Here is a 21,954-nt window from a genome sequence, read left to right on the forward strand (position 1 = left end):
TCTGTCTCCTAACCCACGCGCTCGCGCCGGCCCAGGATGCCCTGCGGCCGGAACAAGAGGACAACGATCATGATGAACAGCGCTCCCACGAACTTGAGGTCGGCGGCGAGGCCGAACACTGTGGTGAGCTCGACGAAGATTCCGACGATGACGGATCCCACCAGTGCACCGAAGACGGTTCCGAGCCCGCCAAGGGTGACGCCCGCGAAAATGAGCAGGAGGATGGCGGATCCCATATCGAAGGTGACGCCCGGCCGGTAGTAGGCCCAGAGGATGCCGCCCAGGGCAGCCAGCATCCCGCCGGTGATCCACACCAGCCGGATGACGGCGTCCACGTCAATGCCGGAGGCGGCAGCCAGGGCGGGATTGTCCGCCACGGCGCGGGTGGCCTTGCCCAGCCGCGTCTTCAGTAGGACGATGCCGAGAATCGTGATCACCACAGCACTGATGCCCAGGGACCAGAGGTTGTTGGGTGAGATGGATACCGGCCCCAGCTGGATTTCGGGGCTCTGGGCATAGGGAAGCTGTTGCGTGGCGCCGCCAAAGTAGAACTGGATTACATAGCGGACAGCCAGAGCGAGGCCGATGCTGACGATCATCATGGGCACCAGGCCGGTCCCGCGCCGCCGCAGCGGGCGCCACAGGCCCCTGTCCTGGGCATACCCGAACAGGGCGCCGCCCAGCAGGGACAGGATCAGTGCCAGCCAGAAGGGCAGCCCGGCCGCATTGAATGCAAACACCAGCACGGCGCCCAGGGTCACCATCTCACCATGGGCGAAGTTGGTGAGCCCGGTGGTTCCGAAGATCAGTGACAGTCCCACGGAAGCCAGCGCCAGGAGCAGGCCGAAGCTCAGACCTGCCACCAGGCGGTTGAGCAGGTTCTGCCCAAAGTTCTGTTCCTGGACCACGATGCCTTTGCCGAAGGCAAAGATCACTGACAGGTTCGAGGTCTGGCTGAAGGTGACCTCACGCGGGTTTTCCTGGCCCTCGGCGAGGGTGATGCCCTCAGGCAGGGTGGATTCATCCAGTTCCACCGTGTAGGTGCCCTGCTCGGGCACGCCGATGTTCCAGGAGCCGTTCGCTGACGACTTGGCCGTGCCGGTGAAGTCGCCCTTCCTGGCAGTGATGGTCACATCCGCCAGGGGTGCGCGGGTGTCGTCGCGGAGGAAACCGCTGATGTTGTTCTGGAAGGTCTGGTTCGACGGGGATGGTGTCGGTGACGGGGAAGCGGCCTGGGTTGCCGGTGCTGCGAGGAGGAGGATCGCCAGGATGGTTGCACTGATGGCTCCCATGATTCCCGGCAGGCCCCGCCGTCGTTTGGCCGGCTGGCCGTGGGGTGTACTTCTCAAGGTGAAAAACCTCCACTTGGGGGCGATCTCGGCTGCGCCATTGCAACCGCTGCGAACGGGCGCAGGGCGGGGAGGTGCCATCTCGCCCGGCACCCTCACGCATGTGTGAGTTCCGTCACCCTGCTTGGCTTATGCTACAGCGCGCAGGATGCCGCAAATGCCGAGGTCCAGGCCTTGTTGGTAGCGATCAGGTAACAACTCGGGCAACGCGGGCGGGCCGGACGGGAGGAACGCCTTGAGAAACCTTTGTTGAGCCACGGTATTTTCGAGGCCCGCCGGATGCAGCCCGGCAATGACAGCGGAGCCGCCTGCGTCACGGTTGCGTTGCATAGCAGCCCGTTCGGGAACTTTCAGGGGTGTATTGGCGTGGTAATTGGTAGCGTAAACCTTAAGCGTTCACATCACACCCACACGGAGGAATCCAGCAATGGCACTTGGCGGCAACCCGATCTTCAACGGAAAGAATTTCCGTGGAGCCACCCAGGCACCGCCTGTCCCGCAGGCTCCCTACGGACAAGCTCCCTACGGACAAGCTCCCTACGGACAAGCTCCCTACGGTCAGGCACCTTACGGTCAGGCACCTTACGGCCAGGCACCTTACGGTCAGCAGGGCTGGAACACCCAGCCGCAGGGCATGACGGACGAGCAGCTGCAGCAGATGTACAGCCGGCCTTCCGCCGGCCCCGCTGACACCGGACGGATGACGTTCGACGACGTCATCGTCAAGACTGCTGCCTGCCTCGGAGTGCTGCTCGCCGGTGCCGCGGTCACCATGGTGGTGGGCCTCGGCCTGGCATCCCTGCTGATGGTGGTCGGTGCGCTGGGCGGCTTCGTCCTGGCGCTCGTGAACACCTTCAAGAAGCAGCCGTCACCGGCTCTGATTCTGGCGTACGCGGGCCTCGAAGGCCTCTTCCTCGGCGGCCTCACCCGGGTCCTTGACACCATGTACCCGGGCGTTGGGCTCCAGGCTGTCCTCGGCACGCTGTCCGTCTTCACCGTGACGCTTGTCCTCTTCAAGAGCGGCAAGGTGCGCGCCACCCCCAAGGCCATGAAGTTCTTCATGATCGCCCTGATTGGCTACGCACTCTTCTCCGTGGTCAACCTCGTCATGATGCTGACCGGCCTCACCTCCGAACCCTTCGGACTGCGAAGCGGCATCATCGGCGTCGTCATTGGCATCCTGGCCATCGGCCTTGCGGCATTCTCGCTGGTCATGGACTTCACCAGCATCGAAGCCGGTGTCCGCAGCGGCGCTCCGCAGCGCTTCTCATGGACGGCCGCGTTCGGCCTGACCGTCACCCTGGTCTGGCTGTACGTGGAGATCATCCGCCTGCTGGCAATCCTCCGCGGCGAGGAGTAACCGGCAAGGCGGTCCCACCACTGGACCGTGACAGCAACGGAGGGCCCCACCAGATTCCTGGTGGGGCCCTCCGTTTGTCTGCGTCCGCGTATCCTGCGGCTCAGGCGATGCGCATGGCCCCGGCGGCAGGCGACACGGTGAAGATGTCCGGCGCGGTGAAGCCGGCCTGGGCAAACGCGTGCACGACGGCGTCGCGCACCTTCTGTTCGCTGGCGGCGGGGGTCAGTGCGATGGCTGCACCGCCGAATCCACCGCCGGTCATCCGGGCGCCGATGGCGCCGGCCGCCCGCGAGGTATCCACGGCGAGGTCAAGTTCCGGACAGGAGATCTCGAAGTCATCGCGCATCGACGCATGGCTGGCGTCCAGCAGATGACCAATGGCAGCGGGCCCCCGGTCGGCGAGGAGTTCAACGGTCTGCAGCACCCGGTCGTTTTCGGTGACCACGTGCCGGACGCGCCGGAACGTCACCTCGTCCAGCAACCCGCCAGCCTCCTCCAGGTCACCCACCTGCACGTCGCGCAGCGCTTTGACCCCCAGCACTTCAGCGCCCAGTTCGCATGATGCCCGCCGGGAGGCGTATCCGCCGTCGGCATGCGAGTGCGACACCTTGGTGTCGATGACCAGCAGCACCAGCCCGGCGGGTTCCGTCTCGAACGGAACAAGGCTGGCGTTCTGGTCCCGGCAGTCCAGGAACACGGCGTTTCCGCGGGCGCCGCGCAGCGAGGCGGACTGGTCCATGATGCCGGTGGGGGCTCCCACAAAGTCGTTCTCCGCCTGCTGGGTGGCCAGGACCATGTCCTGTGCTTCCAGGCCGGCACCGGTCAGGTCGTTCAGCGCCGTAATGACGGCGCATTCAATAGCGTGCGACGACGACAGGCCGGCCCCCAGGGGGACGTCTGAATCCAACAGCAGGTCGACTCCCGGGACGTCGATGCCGCGCCGGCGCAGGACCCACATGACGCCGAGCGGGTACTTCGTCCAGCCCTTGGCCGACCCCGGCTCAAGGGACTCAAGCGCGGTGGCTACGACGCCCTGGTCGCCGTAGGTCGATAGCAGCCGGACAGTTGAGTCCGCGCGGACTCCGACGGCCACGCGGGCTGTCCTGTCGATGGCGAAGGGCAGGACGAAGCCCTCGTTGTAGTCCGTGTGTTCACCGATGAGGTTCACGCGGCCGGGCGCCTGCCAGATGCCGGCGGGAGCGCTCCCGAACTCTTGGGTGAAACGGGTAGCCAGGTCCCCTGCCGGGGCAAGGGCTGGCGCGGTGGCGGGATCGGGTGCGGTGCTCAAGCGGGGGCTCCTTCAGACATGCCGGCCAGGGCCGGCGACGTGGGCGACCCCGGAACGCTGACCGAACGCAGGCGCTCTGCCACGCTTTCCGGGGTGGTGTCGTTGATGAACGCACCCATGGCGGCCTCGGACCCGGCAAGGTATTTCAGCTTATCCGCAGCGCGGCGGGGTGACGTCAGCTGAAGGTGCAGGTAGCCCGCGGGCCGCAGGACAGGATCCAACGGGGCCTGGTGCCAGGCCGAGATGTACGGGGTGGGGGTGGGATACAGGGCGTCCACGCGTTTGAGCAGATCCAGGTAGACCTCCGCTAGTTCGTCCTTCTCTTCGCCGCTCAGCGCCGCGAGGTCCGGAACATGGCGGTGCGGAACCACGTGGATCTCAAGCGGCCACCGGGCAGCAAAGGGGACGTAGGCACTGAAGTTTTCGCCTTCCATCACCATCCTGCTCCCGTCCTCCCGCTCAGCACGCAGCAGGGATCCGGTCAGGGTCTCCCGGCCGTCACGGGCGTCATGAAATTCCTGCGCTGCGGTGCCCATCACGGCGGCGCGGGGTGTTACGTACGGGTAGGCGTAGATCTGCCCGTGTGGATGGTGCAGGGTGACGCCGATGTCCGCGCCGCGGTTCTCGAACGGGAACACCTGCTGGATCCCGGGCAGGGCGCTGAGGGCGGCGGTCCGTTGTGCCCAGGCCTCAATAACGGTGCGGGAGCGGGTCCGGCTGAGTCCGCTGAAGGACCCGGTGTGCTCCGGAGTGAAGGACACTACCTCGCAGCGGCCGTACGCCGGACCTTTCGTTCCCCATACTGCATCCTCCGGAACGGGGCCCAGCGCCGGTCCGAGGGAGGGAAAGCGGTTCTCGAAAACCACCACATCGTAGTCCGCGGCCGGTATTTCCGAGGGGTTGCTGCCGGTGGTGGGGCAGATGGGGCACTGGTCTGCCGGCGGGAGATGGGTCCGGGTCTGGCGGTGGGCTGCGACTGCCACCCACTCGTTGGTCAGGGCATCGAACCGGACCTCGCCCGGCTCACCCCGGGGAGGAAGGCCTCGGTGGTCCATGGTCAGTTCGGCTGCGCGCGAAACAGTAGTGCCGGCGTCGTCGAAATAGATGAGCTCCCGCCCGTCGGAGAGTCTGGTACTGGTGATCCCTGTCATAGTTAAGAGGATCGCACGATCGCTCAAAAATGAATAGTTAACAACAAAAGATAACAAGCGGCGCTGGAACGGCGTCCTCGGCCGGGGTACCGTAAGCGAATGACTTTGCCTTCCCGCCAGGACACCCCCGCCCCTTCCGGTACCCGCGCGTATGCCACCGGCCGGCAGTACGAACTGCGGCGCGGCGACGCGCTCGCAGTGGTCACCGAGCTCGCCGCCGGCCTGCGCTCCTTCATCAGGGGAGGGGTGCTCCTCACCGAGACGTACGGCGACGACCAAATCCCGCCCGGAGGAGCAGGCATCACCCTGGCGCCGTGGGCCAACAGGATCGAGGGTGGCGTCTGGCTCCTTGACGGCAAGAAACAGCAGCTTGACATCACGGAGGTCGCCCGGAACAACGCCAGCCATGGCCTGCTGCGCAACTCCTCTTATTCACTGGTGGACGAGTCGGAGTACTCGGTGACCCTGGAGGCAACGATCTTTCCGCAGCACGGCTACCCCTTCCTGCTGCGCCACCGGGTCCAGTACCTCCTGACCGAGGACCTCGGGCTGGTGGTCCGGCAGACGCTGGCCAATGATGCAAAGTCGCCTGCGCCCTTCGTGTTGGGCGCCCACCCGTACCTGCGGCTTGGCGATACGCCGGTTGAGGACCTCGTGCTCACGGTCAAGGCTGACACACAGCTCGTGGCCGACGAGCGCCAGATCCCGCGAAGCTCCGCGCCTGTGGAGGGGCCCACGGATTTCCGGTCCGGCGCATCCTTCGCCTCACTCAGCGTTGATGTAGCCCTTACCGGCCTGGCATTCGAGGAAGGAAGGGCGCGGCACGTCCTGGCGGCGTCCGACGGCAGGAAGGTAACCCTGTGGCAGGACCAATCCTGCCAGTACGTGCACGTCTACGTCAGCACGGTCTACCCCGGCCGCAGCCGGGCCGTCGCAGTGGAGCCAATGACCGGACCGGCAAACGCCTTCAACTCCGGCGACGGACTCCGCTGGTTGGCGCCAGGCGAGGCCTTCACCATCGAGTGGGGGATCGACTACAGCGCAGGCGGGGACGGCTAGCAGTTTCCCATTAGGGCACCGCTGCGGAAGTATTAGGCTATGACGCCAACCGGGGATGCCGTACCGCCTTCAAGCCCAGCCTCCGTACAGCAAAAACCCGTTCCAGCACCACCGACGCTGCGGGTTCTCGCTGACCGGGAGCTGGACCGGGACATTCCCTACGGAATCCGTATCGCGGCGTCATGGGCATGGCGGCTGGGCCTGATCCTCCTGGTTGGCGGTGCCCTGGTGTGGCTGCTGAGCCACATCAGCTTCCTGATCATTCCCGTCCTGGTGGCCGCGCTCCTCGCAGGGCTCCTCAACCCGGTGGTGGGCTGGCTCAAGAGCTACCGGGTGCCCGCCGGACTGGCAGTGGCCATGACCGTGCTCGGCTTCATCGGACTCATCGCCGGTGCGCTGGCACTGGTGGGCAGGCAGCTCTGGGTGGGTTTCGGAGAACTCTGGTCGGAATCGCTGGCCGGGGTCAAGAAGATCCAGGACTGGCTGGCGGACGGACCGCTCCACCTGACGGCGGACCAGATGGACCAGTACCTGAAGGAAGCCACTGCAGCCCTGCAGGACAACACCAGCAGCATTGTCAGCGGCGCGCTCTCCTTCGGCAGCACTGCGGGCCACTTTGCCGCAGGCCTGGTCCTGGCCCTCTTCATCCTGATTTTCTTCCTGCTGGAGGGCGACAGGATTTGGGTATTCCTGGTGCGGCTCCTCCCCAGGAAGGCGCGCGCGGCCGCCTTCGGCGCCGGACGCAAGGGCTGGACTTCCATGGTCAGCTATGCCCGGATCCAGATGTTCGTTGCGTTCGTTGACGCGGTGGGCATCGGGGTGGGAGCAGCAATCATCGGAGTTCCCCTTGCGCTGCCGCTGGCGGTGCTGGTCTTCATCGGCTCCTTCATCCCCGTGGTGGGTGCCCTGGTGACCGGCGCCATCGCCGTGCTGCTCGCGCTGGTGGCCAACGGGCCGGTGAACGCCCTCATCATGCTGGGCATCGTCCTGCTGGTCCAGCAGCTCGAAAGCCATATCCTGCAGCCCCTGGTCATGGGCAAGGCCGTGGCGCTGCATCCGGTGGCCGTCATCCTCACCGTCGCTGCCGGCTCATACCTCGCCGGCATCCCGGGTGCCCTGTTCTCGGTACCCATTCTCGCCGTCGCAAATTCGGCCATTCGCTACATTGCCGCCAGAACGTGGGAACATGAACAGGTGCCGGTAACGCCGCTGGCGGCCGGCGCCCCGGCGGACAACACCATCAAGGATGTTGCCCGGCCTGCAGTGCGCTGGCACGGCAGGAACGCCGCAGCCGGCACCACAGCAGAAGATCCCGATGTCCGCAGCTTTCCCAAGCCGGGCCCCGGGGACGAATCCAGAGGAGAATAGTCCGTGAATATCCTTGAAACCCTTCCCGTCACACTGGACGATGTCCTGGAGGCGCAGAAGCTGCTTGACGGGATTATTGCGCGCACTCCTGTTGAATCGTCGCGGGCGCTGGGAACAATGGTTGGCGGCGACGTCTACTTCAAGTGCGAAAACCTCCAGCGGGCAGGATCGTTCAAGGTCCGCGGAGCCTATGTGCGGATGGCCAGGCTGTCCCCGGAAGAGAAAAAGCGCGGCGTGGTGGCGGCCTCGGCAGGCAACCACGCCCAGGGCGTGGCAGTGGCTGCCAAGAGCCTTGGAATCAAGGCCCGCATCTACATGCCGCTCGGCGTGGCGCTGCCCAAGCTGGCAGCCACCCGCAGCCACGGCGCGGAAGTTATCCTGCACGGGCACAACGTCGACGAAGCGCTCGCAGAAGCCCAGCGGTACAGCAATGAGACGGGCACCGTGTTCGTCCACCCCTTCGATAACGTCGACGTCGTTGCAGGCCAGGGCACGCTCGGCCTTGAGATCCTCGAACAGGTGCCCAACGTGGACACCGTGCTGATGGGCGTTGGTGGGGGCGGGCTTTTGGCCGGTGTTGCCGTGGCCATCAAAGCCCGGGCAAAGGAGCTGGGCCGGGAGATCCGCATCATCGGTGTGCAGGCCGAAAACGCAGCCGCCTACCCGCCGTCGCTCGCCGCCGACGCCCTGGTGCCCCTGAAAAAAGTGTCCACCATGGCTGACGGCATCGCCGTGGGCCGCCCCGGCCAGTTGCCGTTCAGCATCATCCGGGAGCTGGTGGATGACGTGGTCACCGTCAGCGAAGACTCGCTGGCCCGGGCCCTGATCTTCCTGCTGGAGCGGGCCAAGATGGTGGTGGAGCCCGCCGGCGCCGTGGGCGTCGCCGCGCTGATGGACGGGAAAATCGAGAACCCGGGAACCACGGCCGTGGTCCTGTCCGGCGGCAATATCGATCCCATGTTGATGCTGAAGGTGATCCAGCGCGGCCTCTCGGCGGCGGGACGCTACATGACTGTCCGGATGATGCTGGACGACAGGCCGGGCTCACTGGCCACCATCGCCAGGATCATCGCCGAAAACGATGCCAATGTGACCGGCCTGGACCACACCCGGGTGGGCGGCTCCATCAGCATGGGAGACGTCTCCATCACGGTGAACCTGGAGACCAAAGGCCACGAGCACGGCGCCCAGGTCCTCAGCGCCCTCCGCGCCGAAGGCTTCCAGCCGATCGTGGTGCACTAGGAGGTGCCGTGGAAGGGCTAACCGGGGATGGGGGCATCAGGCAGCGCCAGACCGTGGCGGCAAGGGCTAAGGGCGGCTTGCTGGTCCTTGGTGCTTTCGTGGTCCTGCTCTTTGTCATCGAGCTCTTCAACATGGTGATGCTCCGCTCGCTCAACGCGACGTTCGGGCTCCGGCCCCGCAGCGCTGACGGGCTGCTGGACATCTTCACCTTCCCGCTCCTGCACGCGAACCTGAGCCATCTGCTCTCCAACAGCCTGCCGCTGATCATTTTCGGCTTCCTGGTGTTCCTCTCCGGGCTCCGGGTGTTCATGACTGCCTTGGCCTTCAGCTGGCTGGGGTCCGGCCTCACGGTCTGGCTGATCGGCGACGGCGGCATCACGGTGGGCTCATCCGGCCTGGTTTTCGGCTTGTTCTCCTTCCTCCTGGTACGGGGTTTCTTCAACGGCAGCTGGCGCCAGATCCTCCTGGCCGTGGTTCTTTTCATGGGATACGGGAGCATCCTGCTCGGGATCCTGCCCATCGTTTCCGGATTCGTCTCGTGGCAGGCTCACCTGGGCGGCGCGGCCGGGGGACTGGTGGCGGCGCTGCTGCTGCGGACGCGGACGCCCCGCTGAACCTGACCGGCTGGGGGATAGAACGCAAAAGCGCCGGCCCCCTTTGCGGGTGCCGGCGCTTTCAGTGCGTCTGGAACTAGGCCACGTACGGCTTGGCGGACAGGATTTCCACCTTGATGTCCTTGCCGTTCGGTGCCGTGTAGCTGAGCGTCTCGCCTTCCTTATGCCCGAGGATGGCAGCTCCCAGCGGAGACTTCTCACTGAACACGTCCAGGTCGGAATCGCCGGCAATTTCACGGGAACCGAGCAGGAAGGTCTCCTCGTCGCCGGCGATCCTGGCGACGACGATCATGCCGGGCTCAACGATTCCATCGTCAGCGGGAGACTCGCCCACGTGGGCATCGCGGAGCAGGACCGTGAGCTGGCGGATGCGGGCCTCAATCTTGCCCTGCTCCTCCTTGGCGGCGTGGTAGCCGCCGTTCTCCTTGAGGTCCCCCTCTTGCCGGGCTGCATCGATCTTCTGGACAATTTCCGCCCGGCCAGGGCCGGAAAGGTGGTCCAGCTCTGCCTTCAGGCGGTCAAAAGCTTCCTGGGTAAGCCAGGCTGCAGCTGCGCTGTTGGTGGTAGACACGGACTTCTCCTCTAATGGTCCTACATGCAAAAGACCCCGCCACAGTGGCCACTTGTGGAACAGTAACCAGCTCAGCGGGGTGAAGGTATTGCTCCATTGTAGTCAATCCTGTGGACTTATCCCAACAGGGGAGCGGCGCACGTCACATCCGCTAACCCGCTTTGTCTGCTATCCAGCAATCGTCCACCACGCCGGACACGGAAGGCGATTCGGTGCGGACGGCCACGCGCTGCGTCACTGTCCTGCCGCCGTCGGCCGCTCCTTCCCGGGCATCGGCCGGGATGTCCACTACTTTCCAGCCCACTATGGCGAACTTGGAATCAAGCGCCTTGACGGCGCACTGCACGGCTGTTCCCGGTTCCCGGGTCACTTGGAAGTCCACCTCGGCCAGCGTGCCGTCAGGGGTGCTGTAGCCGATGTCCTTGAACGAGATATCGGTCAGGGAATTGGACGTGGAGACCCATGCCATGAAGCCGATGCCGCCGGCCAGTGCCATCCCGGCTATGGTCCGCTTGGCGGCGGCGGAAATCCCGCGCTTTTTAGCACCATAGCGATTGGCTAGGCTAGTGTCTGCGGGCGCGGATGGGGCCGGCTGGTCCGGGGAAGTCACCCGTCCAGTTTAGTGCCCATTCCGCCGGTGCCGGTCCTGCACCAGTGGGAGGCAGCGGCCCGCCGCCGTTGAATCAGCCATAACCAAAGATGAATGAGGAGCCGTCCCTCCATGACAGCGTCCAGCAACTCCCCGGCACCGCTACGGCTGCTTGCAGTCCATGCCCACCCGGATGACGAATCCAGCAAGGGCGCTGCGACGATGGCCAAGTACGCCGCCTCCGGCGTGGATGTCATGGTGGCCACGTGCACGGACGGTTCCCGCGGGGACATCCAGAACCCTGCGGTGGAAGGCGAACCGCACCCCAAGCGGGATATGGCTGGAGCCAGGCGCCTTGAAATGGAGAGCGCCGCCAAAATCCTGGGAATCAGGCAGCGATGGCTGGGGTTCGTGGATTCCGGGCTTCCCGAGGGGGACCCACTGCCGCCGTTGCCAGCGGGGGCCTTTGCAACGCTGCCGCTGCACCGGGCCGCGGCGCCCCTGGTGCGGCTGGTGCGCTCCTTCAAGCCGCACGTCATCCTGAGCTACGACGAGAACGGCGGATATCCCCATCCGGACCACATCATGGCCCACCGGGTGGCAGTCGAAGCCTTCGAGGCTGCAGGTGACCCTGAGCGCTATCCCGATGCAGGGGAGCCCTGGGAGCCCAGCAAGCTCTACTACGACAGGGCTTTCAGCCCGGAGCGTTTCCGGGCATTGCACTTCGCGCTGGAGGAGGCCGGCCTGCAGTCTCCGTATGCCGAGCGGTTGGCCGCCTGGCTGGAGTCCGACGCCGAGGGGCACACGCCGCCGCCGGCACCGCATCCGACCACCACGCAGATCGATTGCGGGGATTTCTTCGAGGTGCGCGACGACGCCCTGCGTGCGCACCGGACGCAGGTGGATCCGCTGGGGTTCTTTTTTGCCGTGTCTGCGGAGATGCAGCGGCGGGCCTGGCCGTGGGAGGACTACTCGCTCATCCATTCCCGGGTGCCTTCCGAGCTCCCGGAGAAGGACCTGTTCGCAGGGCTAAGATAGTAGCGGCAGGCAATTTCTATGCCGCGTAGAAGATAAGCGGGTCCTCCGGCCGCGCCATCCGCTGCCACCCGTTCCACAGAAGGTTCAAACGTGCATCATCTGCTCCTCAGTCTGGCCACCACCCCCACACCGCTGCCCACCCCCACGCTGCGGGAAGGCATCTCTGAGGACCAGGTGACGCCGGGCCTCCTGGGCTTCATCATGACCGCTTTCTTCGTGGTGGCCACCGCCCTGCTGATCGTGGACATGGTCCGGCGGATCCGCCGGGTCCGCTACCGCGCGCAGGTGGAAGAGGACCGCCTGGCAGCCGCCGCAGCTGCGGATGTGGCGGCGGCTGACGCGCAGGACGGGCTGGAATCCGCTCCCAGGCAGTCCGACGGCGATGGCAACGGCATTGCCCCCGGCCAGTCCCGTCCGCAGGACTAGGCGCGCAGCCCGCTCGAAGGACGTTACCCGAGGACGGCCAGGGCGATAGCCGTGAAGTGGGCCGCGAAGGCGAAGACCGTGAAAGCGTGGAACAGTTCGTGGAAGCCGAAGTGGTGGTAGCTGAAGTTCGGCTTCTTCAGGGCATAGAACACCGCCCCGGTGATGTACAGGACGCCCCCCACGCAGATCAGCACGGCGGCCGGAATGCTGGACTGGAAGAACTGCGGCAGGTAGACGAGGGAACCGCAGCCCAGGGCTATGTAGATCGGTACATACAGCCAGCGCGGGGCATCAGTCCACAGCAGCCGGAAGAGCACCCCGAGGATGGCACCGGACCAGATGACCCATAGCAGGAGAACAGCCTGCTGCCGCTCCAGGAGGGTCCAGGCCAGCGGCGTATAACTGCCGGCGATGACGAGCATGATGTTGGTGTGGTCGAGCCGCTTCAGCACCATCTTTACGGCCGGGGACCAGTTGCCGCGGTGGTACACGGCGCTGACACCGAACAACAGCACGCCGGTGGCCGCGTAGATGGCCGACGTGATTTTTCGGTCCGCGGTGGGTGCAAGGGCCACCAGCACAATGCCTGCCGCAAGGGCCAGCGGAGCGGTCACGGCGTGGATCCAGCCACGCCATTTCGGCTTGATCATTAACAGCTCTGCCAGCCGCACGGCCGCCTCGTCGAGGGCGTCCTGCCCGGTGCCTTCCGCCGCGTTTCCGCCCTGTGGTTGGGGCAGGTGCGGGGCATCGGGGGAGTCGCTGTTCATCCTCCAAGAATAATCTACGGTCCGGTAAGTTACTCGCGGGTAATACGACGGCGGGCTGCCGCCGGCACCAGCCGGACTTCCCGCCATTCCGCGGGCGGTAGCCTAGGATGTGCAAGTACGTACAGCGAGGAAGTCAGGTGAGTCGACGCGTGGAGTTGCCCGGGTTCCTTTACGGCTTCTACGAGCGGCGGCTCCTCAAGGACCTGCCCCGCGACCGCATTCCCCGCCATATCGGCGTCATGGTTGACGGCAACAGGCGCTGGGCAAAGCAGTTCAACGCCCCCACCAGCCAGGGCCACCAGGCCGGCGCAGACAAGATCCACGAGTTCCTGGGCTGGTGCCAGGAACTCGGGGTCAAGGTGGTCACCCTCTACATGCTGTCCACGGACAACATGAACCGGTCCAGCGAAGAGCTGGACCTCCTGATGGGCATCATTGCCAACACCTTGGACCGGCTGGACGAGGATGCCAACATCTCTGTCCATGCGATGGGTGCCCCGGAGCTGCTCCCCGGCTACCTCGCCGAGCGGCTCAACAAGCTGACTGCGCGGACGCCCATCCGGGAGAAGATCCACGTCAACGTGGCTGTTGGCTACGGCGGGCGGCGGGAAATCGTGGACGCGGTCCGCGAACTCCTGCATGACGCCGTGGCCAAGGGCACCGACATTTCCCGGCTCGCGGATGAACTCTGTGTGGATGACATTTCCCGCTTTCTCTACACCCGGGGCCAGCCCGACCCGGACCTGGTGATCCGCACCTCCGGCGAACAAAGGCTCTCAGGGTTCCTGATGTGGCAGAGCGCGTACAGCGAGTTCTATTTCTGCGAGGCGCTCTGGCCCGCCTTCCGCAAGGTGGACTTCCTGCGGGCCCTCCGCGATTACGCGGGCCGGCAGCGTCGCTTCGGGACCTGACATCTCCGGTTCACGGGGAGTTCATGCCGGTGCAACAGGAATCGCCGCGTAATGGTTGCGGAAATTACCTGGAGTGGATTTACGTTATATCCATCAGCAGGCAAAACCGCCGGCTGATCGGGGAGGCCAGTACATGGAGCGAAACATCGCACCGGTTGTATGGGAGGCCGGACCCGGCCTCGTGGCCGAGCCGCCTCACCAATAACAATTCCGGGCTTGCCCGGGGCTGGAGTCGATGTGGCTACTTCTGAACAACTGCCCGAGGTCCTTTTCGACCAGGGAGAGAAAGCTACCTCTCGCGCCACGCGAGCCACTACACAAACCGGCGCAGCAACGGACGCTGCGGCCGGTTTTGCCGTCTCCGGAAGGGAAGCCCTCATCCACACGTTCGTGATCGACACGTCCGTCCTCTTGTCCGACCCGCGCGCCCTGCTTCGCTTTGCCGAACACGAAGTCATCGTCCCGGTGGTGGTCATCACCGAGCTTGAAGCCAAAAGGCACGACCCCGAACTTGGCTACTTCGCCCGCAAGGCCCTCCGGCTCCTCGATGACCTCCGCGTCAAACACGGCGGACTGAACCAGCCAATCCCCATCGGTGACGACGGCGGAACCCTCATGGTGGAGCTGAACCACATCTCGTCCGAGGTGCTGCCGATGGGCTTCCGCAGCGGGGACAACGACAGCCGGATCCTTGCGGTGGCGAAGAACCTCTCCAACGAAGGCCGGGACGTCACGGTGGTGTCCAAAGACCTGCCGATGCGGGTCAAGGCCTCTGCGATGGGCCTTACTGCCGACGAATACCGCAACGAGCTGGTGAAGGACTCCGGCTGGACCGGCGTCGCCGAGGTTGAAGCCAACGAGCAGGAAATCTCCACCCTTTACGGCCACGAGCCCGTCTTCATCCCCGCGGCAGCCGAGATGCCGGTCAACACCGGCCTGGTGCTGCTGTCCAACCGCGGCTCCGCGCTGGGCCGGGTGGGACCGGACAAGCAGGTCCGCCTGGTCAAGGGCGACCGTGACGTCTTCGGCCTCCACGGCAGGTCCGCGGAGCAGCGCCTGGCCATCGACATGCTGATGGATCCCGCCGTCGGCATCGTGTCCATCGGCGGCCGTGCCGGCACCGGCAAATCAGCCCTTGCCCTCTGCGCAGGCCTCGAAGCGGTGCTGGAGCGCCGCGAGCACCGGAAGGTGATCGTCTTCCGCCCCCTCTACGCCGTCGGCGGCCAGGAACTTGGCTACCTGCCCGGTTCCGAGTCCGAGAAGATGAACCCATGGGCCCAGGCGGTCTTTGATACCCTCGGCGCGCTGGTCAGCCAGGAAGTAGTGGAGGAGGTCATGGACCGCGGAATGCTCGAGGTCATGCCGCTCACCCACATCCGCGGACGCTCCCTGCACGACGCCTTCGTGATTGTGGACGAAGCCCAGTCGCTCGAGAAGAACGTCCTGCTGACCGTCATGAGCCGCATGGGCCAGAACTCGAAGATTGTCCTCACCCACGACGTCGCCCAGCGCGACAACCTCCGCGTCGGGCGGCACGACGGAATCGCCGCCGTCGTCGAAACCCTGAAGGGCCACCCGCTCTTCGGCCACGTCACCCTGACCCGCTCCGAAAGGTCCCCGATCGCCGCCCTGGTAACAGAACTGCTCGAGGGCTGAATCACCTAAGCCAGGGGCCGTGGTCCGGTTCGCCGGGCCACGGCCCTTCTCCGTCGCTTAGACACAACGCATAGGGCACCGTCCGGTCGCTGAGCGACCTCCCGGTGCCGATGCGCTGCGATGCGCTCCTACGAGAAGGACCGTAACCCGTCTCGTGGTCAAGTCACCTTCAGGAACTTCGCCGCGGTTTCGTGGCCTTCTACCTGTAGCTGCCAGTCCGGCCTCTTGAAGTTTTCCGCGGTGAGGCGGACGTGTTGGACTGTTTCCACCTTGGTGCCCCAGGCCTTGCGGGTGGTTCCGTTGAGCTCGTAACCGAGGCTGCGGGAGACGCCGAGGGAGGCCTTGTTCCAGACTGCCGCCTCGGATTCGGCCACGTCGGCGTCCAACCAGTCAAAGGCCCACAGGACGACGGCGGCGCGCATCTCCTTGCCAAGGCCGCGGCCCTGGACGGACTGCTTCAGCCACGATCCGGTGGTGACGGTCTTGAGGGCGGCGAAATCCTTGGCCCCCACGTCCTGGCAGCCGATGAACTCACCCTCGTGCCAAATGCCCAGGAGAATCATCCAGGACTCGGGGCTGCACTCTGCCCGGCAGCGCCAGTACCAGCGGGCCATGTTGGAGCCCAGCTCCTCCCCGGGAACCTCGGTCCAGGGAGTGCTGAACGGACTCTTCCCGGTCTCATGGATACCGCTGCGTGCGGCGTCGACGGCGGCGGGAATGTCCCCGTCCCGGATGGGGCGGAGTTCCAGCCGCGGGGTGGTCAGCTTGAGGTCGAAAAGTGGCCAAACGGAGCCCAGCGTAGTCATCAGCGAAGCCTAGCGGATCAGCATCGCGGGGTCTTGTCACATCAGGCGGGAATGTCCCAGCTGATGTGCCGCCGCACGTCCGTTAGGTTCATGGATTCGGCCAGGAACAGGTCATCGAGCATGTATTCGTCCACGGCAAGGATCCGCAGCCAATGGCCGTATTCTCCGGTGGAGGGTTCCAGGGATTGGCTGGCAACGCAAACCCCGGTTCCCAGGTCCACCCGGATACGGTTGCGCCCGGCAAGGCAGAGAGGCGCAGCAGGATCCGCCGGGTGGTAGGCCGGAGTGGGGGTTACCACGGCCTCCAGCGCTGGTCTGCCTTCGTGTTCAACCGCACGGTGCTCCTCAACCAGCACGGCGTTGCTGCCCGGAAACTCAAGGGGAACGGGGGAGTTGCCCGCAAGTTCAACTGGATCCAGGGCGGCGGAGAAGCGGCCGTTGCCGAATCCCGGTTCCCCATAGGCGGCTTCGGGCCGGCGTTTGACCAGGCCGGAGCCGTCGTAAACCGGCGTGACCAGCTGCGGCGGCAGCAGCCACGATTTCCGGGTGGAGCTGACGTAGAGGCCGTCACGGGAATCGTTGATTCCGGTGGTGCTGTGGAGGACCAGTCCGTCAGGGCTTTCGAGGCGGAGGGCACCGGGCCGGCGAAGCCAGGCCCGCACGAGGGGAGCAGTGGGCGACGGGGCCTCCGTGAAGGGTTCGTCCCAGTACTCAAAGCGCAGGGACTGCCACTTCCAGGGCGAGGACCGGCACAGGTTGCGGAACGTGGCGATTGGGTCTGCGGATGATGCGCGTCGGTCCGGATCCGGCCGGTGCCGGGAATCCCATGTCGCCATATGCACAGTTTACGCGGGCACGGTGCGGCCGCCACGGGAATTCCAGTAGCATCCGAGGGGTGATTGGTCGTCTGGGGGATCTGTGGCAGCACATGCCGGCTGCCTTTTGGCTGGTGCTCGCGGCGTGCCTGTACTTCGCGGTGATGGCTGTCCGGCTGACAGTAATCGACGTCCGGCACCACCTGCTGCCCAACCGGATTGTCTTCCCGTCTTATGCCGTGGCCGGCATCCTGCTCCTGGCTGCCGCCATTGCCGGCGCCGCCGCCCCGGCTGGCGGCAACCTTGGTGCCGCCTTGTTTGCCGTGCCGGCGCTCCGGGTGCTGGCCGGCGCGGCCGTGCTGTGGCTCTTCTACTTTGTGCTCCGCTTTGCCTACCCGCCAGGCATGGGCTTTGGCGACGTGAAACTGGCCGGGGTGCTGGGGATGTACCTCGGCTACCTCGGCTGGGGGCATGTGTTCGCCGGGACTTTCCTGGCGTTCCTGCTCGGCGCGCTTTGGTCTGTTGCGCTCCTGGCGGCCCGGCGGGGGACACTGAAGTCGTCCATTCCGTTTGGTCCCTTCATGCTGGCCGGGACCGCCGTCGCCATGCTCCTGCCTGCCTGAAGGCCCACGCTGGATAGGCTGTCCGTATGCCCTGCCCCAAGAATTTTTGTCCAGAAATGGAGGGTTTAAGGGCTGCTAAGGCGCCATAGCTGGACAAAAACTCCTTAGAGTACGACGGCGGCCGGTCACCTTCCGTTCGAAAGGTGACCGGCCGCCGTCGGGCGTTCCGGAGGCGGTGCGGCTCTATGCCTTGTGGGCCGGTGCCGTCATGGTGGTGACGTCCAGTGCCTTGTCCAGGTCAGCCTCGGAGACCTTGCCTTCGCCGTCTCCGACGAAGCCGAGCTTCTCGGTGGCCTGGCGGATGGTCAGGCCCTCCGCGACGGCCGTCTTGGCGATCTTGGCGGCGTTCTCGTAGCCGATGTACTTGTTCAGCGGGGTGACGATGGACGGCGAGGCCTCCGCCAGGAAGCGGGCGCGTTCCACGTTGGCGGTGATGCCGTCAATCATCTTGTCCGCCATGACGCGGCTGGTGTTGGCCAGCAGGCGGATGGACTCCAGCAGGTTGGCGGCCATGACCGGGATCCCGACGTTCAGCTCGAAGGCTCCGTTGGTGCCGGACCAGGCGATGGCGGTGTCGTTGCCGATGACCTGCGCGGCCACCATGATGGACGCCTCGCAGATCACCGGGTTGACCTTGCCGGGCATGATCGAGGAACCGGGCTGCAGGTCGGGGATGGCGATCTCGCCCAGGCCGGTGTTGGGGCCGGAGCCCATCCAGCGCAGGTCGTTGTTGATCTTCATGAACGAGATGGCGATGTTGCGCAGCTGGCTGGACGCCTCGATCAGGCCGTCGCGGTTGGCCTGTGCCTCGAAGTGGTCGCGTGCCTCCGTGAGGGGCAGCCCCGTGTCCGTGGCGAGCAGTTCAATGACCCGCTCCGGGAACCCGGCGGGGGTGTTGATGCCGGTGCCCACGGCGGTGCCGCCCAGCGGAACCTCGGCAACGCGGGGGAGGGCGGCGTTGATGCGCTCGATGCCGTAGCGGACCTGTGCCGCGTAGCCGCCGAACTCCTGTCCCAGGGTTACGGGCGTGGCGTCCATGAGGTGCGTGCGGCCGGACTTCACCACGTCCTTGAACTCAACGGCCTTGCGCTCCAGCGACTCGGCCAGGTAGCCCAGCGCGGGGATCAGGTCATTGATCAGCGCGGAGGTAGCCGCAACGTGCACGGAGGTGGGGAACACGTCGTTGGAGGACTGCGAGGCGTTGACGTGGTCGTTCGGGTGGACAACCTTGTCGCTGCCGGCGGCCTTCAGGGCGCGGGTGGCCAGCTCGGCGAGGACCTCGTTCGTGTTCATGTTCGAGGAGGTGCCGGAACCGGTCTGGAAAACATCGATGGGGAAGTCGCCGTCGTACTTGCCGGCAGCAACCTCGTCAGCGGCGTCTGCGATCGCCTTGGCCAGCTCGCCGTCGAGCACACCCAGTTCAGCGTTGGCCTGGGCGGCAGCCTTCTTGACCCGGGCCAGCGCCTCGATGTGGGTGCGTTCCAGGGTCTTGCCGGAAATCGGGAAGTTCTCCACTGCCCGCTGCGTCTGCGCGCGGTACAGTGCGTTCACGGGGACGCGGACTTCGCCCATCGTGTCATGTTCAATGCGGAACTCTTCAGTGGAAGTCATGGGGCTAGCTTATGGCGACCAGCCACCCGATCGAAAACCGTGAAGAGCATGCTACGGGGCCCTTGCCGGGCCCCGTGCGGAGGCCTTCTAGAGCTCGCCGATTCCCGAAACTAGGTTCGCACGGCCCTCTGCCAGGCTGTACGAAAGACCGATGACTGCCGTCCGGCCTTCCTCGATTGCGTCCGAAATCACACGCGAGCTGTCCGCCAGCCGCTGCGAGGTCTGCTTGACGTGCTCCACCACCATGTCATTGACCTCGGTTTCGTCGTTCCGGAGGGAGGTCAGCACGGAAGGCGTGATGCGCTCCACCAGGTCGCGGATGAAGCCGGCGGGCATCTGGCCCGTCTCCACGGCCGACTTGGTGGCGCTGACGGCGCCGCAGCTGTCGTGGCCGAGGATGACGATCAGCGGCACTCCCAGCACCCCCACGCTGTACTCGAGGGAACCGAGGACGGCATCATCGATCACCTGGCCGGCCGTGCGCACCACGAAAACGTCACCGAGCCCGACGTCAAAGATGATCTCGGCCGCGAGGCGGGAATCGGAGCAGCCAAAGATCACCGCAAAGGGGTGCTGGTTCTCCACGAGGGAGGAGCGGCGCGACGCGTCCTGGTTGGGATGGGACGTCTCGCCGCTGACAAAGCGTTCGTTTCCTTCGCGCAGACGGCGCCAGGCAAGTGCAGGAGTCAGGTAAGTAGCCACGCGACTACGTTACGGTGCAGGAGTGGCCAAGGGTGAAACTGTGACGGCCGGGCTGCTTTCCATGGACTTCACGACGGCGTCCGCCAGGGTGGCAAACTCGTCCAGCTGGGCTGCGCCGGACAGGATGACGGTGGTCCCGCGGTAGTCAAGGACCAAGGATTTCTCACCCTTGCCGGTGTCGCGGATTTCCCATTCCTGGCCTCCGGCGTTCCGGGAACCGGTCACCGGTGCGTTCCGCGTCTGCTGGAGCAGCCAGGTGGGGTTGGCTTTGCTGGTCTGCACCAGGGCGATGAATGAGTCCTTGGGGGTCAGGAAGCCGACCTCCCAGGTGGGGACCCCGCTGCCCGTGCCTGCCTCCCAGCGCGCGTAGTTGGGGCGGAAGGCGCCACCGGTCTCGGGGGCCGCGGGTGTGAATCCTGCCACATCTGTAGCATTGCGGGAGACGGCCGCCACATCGATGTCGGGGCGGTAGCCGTCGGTCTTGGGCAGCGGGTTCATGAGGATGATCGGGAGGAAGGCTGCGATGCTGACCACCAGTGCAATGATCATGCCGATGACTGAAGCATTCGCCCGCTTGGCGGCAGCAGCCGGAATGACAGGCTTTACCGGAGCTTCGCCAACAGGACCGGCCGCCCGCGGGCCGCCCGCCGGCTCCGCTGGCTCGGGGCTGGGACTGGTCTTCTCCTGCATGTCATTCACCCCTCTATAGTCGCCCATGCCGGCGGGCAACTTCCATTCGGCCGGCTCGCGCCGCAGAACGTCCCCTGCGGGCACATTGCGCCGCCACGTCATCCGCCGCCCGGCCGGCGGCGCCACGACTATGATCAGAGGTAGAGGAATCACCGTCCACCTGATCCGGCGGGCGGGTTCAATGATCGCCACTCGAAGAAGAGGTTCACGTGTCACCAGCGTCCATGACCCAGAAGTACTCCACGATCTCACCGTCCCTGGCGGTGGGCAACGATGAGCCGGACCGCAACCTTGCCCTCGAGCTTGTCCGCGTTACCGAGGCTGCAGCGATCGCCGGCGGCCACTGGGTAGGCTTCGGCGACAAGAACACGGCGGACGGCGCCGCCGTCGACGCCATGCGCTCGTTCCTGCAGACCGTCCACTTCAACGGCGTCGTGGTGATCGGCGAAGGCGAAAAAGACGAAGCCCCCATGCTCTTCAACGGCGAACGCGTCGGTGACGGCACGGGCCCCGAGTGCGATGTGGCCGTCGATCCCATCGACGGAACCAGGCTCACTGCACTGGGCATCAACAACGCCCTGGCAGTCCTGGCAGTGGCAGAACGCGGCTCCATGTTCGACCCGTCGGCCGTCTTCTACATGGAGAAGCTCGTTACAGGCCCCGAAGCCGCTGACATGGTGGACCTGCGCCTGCCGGTAAAGCAGAACCTGCACCTGATTGCCAAGGCCAAGGGCGTGAAGGTCAACCAGCTCAACGTGATGATCCTTGACCGTGACCGGCACCGTCCGCTGGTGGAGGAAATCCGCGAGGCCGGGGCGCGCACCAAGTTCATCATGGACGGTGACGTGGCCGGCGCCATCGCCGCTGCCCGCTCCGGCACCGGCGTGGACGCCCTAATGGGGATTGGCGGTACCCCCGAAGGCATCGTGGCCGCCTGCGCCATCAAGTCCCTGGGCGGCGTCATCCAGGGCCGGCTGTGGCCCACCAGCGACGAAGAGAAGCAGAAGGCGATCGACGCCGGCCACGACCTGGAACGCGTCCTCTCCACCAACGACCTCGTCTCCAGCGACAACTGCTACTTCGCTGCGACGGGAATCACCGATGGCGACCTCCTCAAGGGTGTCCGCTACTCCAAGGACAAGGTCCTGACCCAGTCCATCGTGATGCGCTCCAAGTCCGGAACCATCCGATTCGTGGACGGCGAGCACCGCGCAGACAAGTGGGAAGGCTACGCCCGCAAGAGCTGAGCCATCCAGCCGGACCGCCGGAGTCCCGGAGCACTGTGCTCCGGGACTCCGGCGTTAAAGCCTTGGTATAG

The 21,954-nt window shown here is 65.5% G+C and carries 23 protein-coding genes; 11 read left to right on the top strand and 12 right to left on the bottom strand.

What is annotated here, in order from left to right:
* Positions 1-8: 8 nt before the first annotated feature.
* Together AC5RUO_RS10305 and AC5RUO_RS10310 are read right to left on the bottom strand one after the other, a co-directional pair.
* Positions 9-1,292 carry a branched-chain amino acid ABC transporter permease gene (locus AC5RUO_RS10305; protein WP_494010637.1) on the bottom strand — a complete coding sequence of 428 codons (1,284 nt, stop codon included), beginning with the start codon at positions 1,290-1,292 and terminating at the stop codon, positions 9-11.
* Between the two features lie 186 nt (positions 1,293-1,478).
* Positions 1,479-1,679, bottom strand: coding sequence for a hypothetical protein (locus AC5RUO_RS10310; protein ID WP_494010636.1), 201 nt, complete (start codon positions 1,677-1,679; stop codon positions 1,479-1,481).
* A 97-nt stretch (positions 1,680-1,776) separates the two neighbouring features.
* On the opposite strand from AC5RUO_RS10310, the gene AC5RUO_RS10315 reads away from it, so the two are divergent.
* Entirely contained in the window at positions 1,777-2,709 is a 933-nt protein-coding gene (locus AC5RUO_RS10315) for a Bax inhibitor-1/YccA family protein (RefSeq protein ID WP_494103454.1), read from the top strand.
* Between the two features lie 100 nt (positions 2,710-2,809).
* Here the strand turns inward: AC5RUO_RS10315 and galK are convergent, their stop codons facing one another.
* Positions 2,810-3,997, bottom strand: a complete 1,188-nt coding sequence (gene galK, locus AC5RUO_RS10320) for a galactokinase (RefSeq protein WP_494103455.1) — start codon at positions 3,995-3,997, stop codon at positions 2,810-2,812.
* Positions 3,994-5,148 (bottom strand): galactose-1-phosphate uridylyltransferase, encoded by a 1,155-nt coding sequence (galT, locus tag AC5RUO_RS10325; RefSeq protein WP_494010633.1) that lies wholly within the window; start codon positions 5,146-5,148, stop codon positions 3,994-3,996. Before galT ends, galK begins: the two co-directional genes overlap by 4 nt.
* Positions 5,149-5,247: 99 nt before the next feature.
* Between galT and AC5RUO_RS10330 the strand changes: the two genes are divergently transcribed.
* From AC5RUO_RS10330 to AC5RUO_RS10345, 4 genes are read left to right on the top strand one after another with little or no spacing between them, the layout of a single operon-like run.
* Positions 5,248-6,207 (top strand): aldose 1-epimerase family protein, encoded by a 960-nt coding sequence (locus AC5RUO_RS10330; protein ID WP_494010632.1) that lies wholly within the window; start codon positions 5,248-5,250, stop codon positions 6,205-6,207.
* Between the two features lie 39 nt (positions 6,208-6,246).
* Complete coding sequence (locus AC5RUO_RS10335) at positions 6,247-7,575, top strand: AI-2E family transporter (protein WP_494010631.1); 1,329 nt, start codon at positions 6,247-6,249, stop codon at positions 7,573-7,575.
* 3 nt (positions 7,576-7,578) lie between these two features.
* Positions 7,579-8,817 (top strand): threonine ammonia-lyase, encoded by a 1,239-nt coding sequence (ilvA, locus tag AC5RUO_RS10340; RefSeq protein WP_494010630.1) that lies wholly within the window; start codon positions 7,579-7,581, stop codon positions 8,815-8,817.
* Positions 8,818-8,825: 8 nt separating this feature from the next.
* Positions 8,826-9,431: a rhomboid family intramembrane serine protease gene (locus tag AC5RUO_RS10345; RefSeq protein ID WP_494103456.1), complete on the top strand. Its 606-nt coding sequence runs from the start codon at positions 8,826-8,828 to the stop codon at positions 9,429-9,431.
* Between the two features lie 76 nt (positions 9,432-9,507).
* Here AC5RUO_RS10345 and greA read toward each other — a convergent pair whose 3' ends face one another.
* A complete protein-coding gene (gene greA, locus AC5RUO_RS10350) occupies positions 9,508-10,002 on the bottom strand; it encodes a transcription elongation factor GreA (RefSeq protein WP_494051417.1) in 495 nt (164 codons plus the stop codon).
* Between the two features lie 151 nt (positions 10,003-10,153).
* A complete protein-coding gene (locus tag AC5RUO_RS10355) occupies positions 10,154-10,498 on the bottom strand; it encodes a DUF4307 domain-containing protein (RefSeq protein WP_494010627.1) in 345 nt (114 codons plus the stop codon).
* Between the two features lie 225 nt (positions 10,499-10,723).
* Between AC5RUO_RS10355 and mca the strand changes: the two genes are divergently transcribed.
* Complete coding sequence (gene mca, locus AC5RUO_RS10360; RefSeq protein WP_494103457.1) at positions 10,724-11,629, top strand: mycothiol conjugate amidase Mca; 906 nt, start codon at positions 10,724-10,726, stop codon at positions 11,627-11,629.
* 90 nt (positions 11,630-11,719) lie between these two features.
* Complete coding sequence (locus AC5RUO_RS10365; protein ID WP_494010625.1) at positions 11,720-12,055, top strand: hypothetical protein; 336 nt, start codon at positions 11,720-11,722, stop codon at positions 12,053-12,055.
* Positions 12,056-12,078: 23 nt separating this feature from the next.
* On the opposite strand, the gene trhA is transcribed toward AC5RUO_RS10365, so the two are convergent.
* Positions 12,079-12,822 (bottom strand): PAQR family membrane homeostasis protein TrhA, encoded by a 744-nt coding sequence (trhA, locus tag AC5RUO_RS10370; RefSeq protein WP_494010624.1) that lies wholly within the window; start codon positions 12,820-12,822, stop codon positions 12,079-12,081.
* Positions 12,823-12,971: 149 nt separating this feature from the next.
* Here trhA and AC5RUO_RS10375 point away from each other — a divergent pair, with 149 nt between their 5' ends.
* Together AC5RUO_RS10375 and phoH2 are read left to right on the top strand one after the other, a co-directional pair.
* The gene (locus tag AC5RUO_RS10375) at positions 12,972-13,733 is read left to right on the top strand and encodes an isoprenyl transferase (RefSeq protein WP_494010704.1); all 762 of its coding nucleotides are present in this window, start codon (positions 12,972-12,974) and stop codon (positions 13,731-13,733) included.
* A gap of 237 nt (positions 13,734-13,970) precedes the next feature.
* A complete protein-coding gene (phoH2, locus tag AC5RUO_RS10380) occupies positions 13,971-15,389 on the top strand; it encodes an RNA 5'-3' helicase PhoH2 (RefSeq protein WP_494010623.1) in 1,419 nt (472 codons plus the stop codon).
* Between the two features lie 158 nt (positions 15,390-15,547).
* Here the strand turns inward: phoH2 and AC5RUO_RS10385 are convergent, their stop codons facing one another.
* A complete protein-coding gene (locus AC5RUO_RS10385) occupies positions 15,548-16,195 on the bottom strand; it encodes a GNAT family N-acetyltransferase (RefSeq protein ID WP_494103458.1) in 648 nt (215 codons plus the stop codon).
* A gap of 41 nt (positions 16,196-16,236) precedes the next feature.
* On the bottom strand, positions 16,237-17,031 hold the full coding sequence (locus AC5RUO_RS10390) for a hypothetical protein (RefSeq protein ID WP_494103459.1): 795 nt from the start codon (positions 17,029-17,031) through the stop codon (positions 16,237-16,239).
* Positions 17,032-17,090: 59 nt separating this feature from the next.
* Between AC5RUO_RS10390 and AC5RUO_RS10395 the strand changes: the two genes are divergently transcribed.
* Positions 17,091-17,633 (top strand): prepilin peptidase, encoded by a 543-nt coding sequence (locus AC5RUO_RS10395; RefSeq protein WP_494010620.1) that lies wholly within the window; start codon positions 17,091-17,093, stop codon positions 17,631-17,633.
* Between the two features lie 183 nt (positions 17,634-17,816).
* Here AC5RUO_RS10395 and AC5RUO_RS10400 read toward each other — a convergent pair whose 3' ends face one another.
* From AC5RUO_RS10400 to AC5RUO_RS10410, 3 genes are all read right to left on the bottom strand, one after another.
* Positions 17,817-19,244 (bottom strand): class II fumarate hydratase, encoded by a 1,428-nt coding sequence (locus AC5RUO_RS10400; protein WP_133351035.1) that lies wholly within the window; start codon positions 19,242-19,244, stop codon positions 17,817-17,819.
* A gap of 87 nt (positions 19,245-19,331) precedes the next feature.
* The gene (locus AC5RUO_RS10405; RefSeq protein ID WP_494010619.1) at positions 19,332-19,946 is read right to left on the bottom strand and encodes a carbonic anhydrase; all 615 of its coding nucleotides are present in this window, start codon (positions 19,944-19,946) and stop codon (positions 19,332-19,334) included.
* Between the two features lie 9 nt (positions 19,947-19,955).
* Positions 19,956-20,636 carry a DUF4245 domain-containing protein gene (locus AC5RUO_RS10410; RefSeq protein WP_494103580.1) on the bottom strand — a complete coding sequence of 227 codons (681 nt, stop codon included), beginning with the start codon at positions 20,634-20,636 and terminating at the stop codon, positions 19,956-19,958.
* Positions 20,637-20,860: 224 nt separating this feature from the next.
* Between AC5RUO_RS10410 and glpX the strand changes: the two genes are divergently transcribed.
* On the top strand, positions 20,861-21,883 hold the full coding sequence (gene glpX, locus AC5RUO_RS10415; RefSeq protein ID WP_494010702.1) for a class II fructose-bisphosphatase: 1,023 nt from the start codon (positions 20,861-20,863) through the stop codon (positions 21,881-21,883).
* Positions 21,884-21,954: the final 71 nt, after the last annotated feature.

Source organism: Arthrobacter sp. Y3221087 (genome assembly GCF_059089905.1).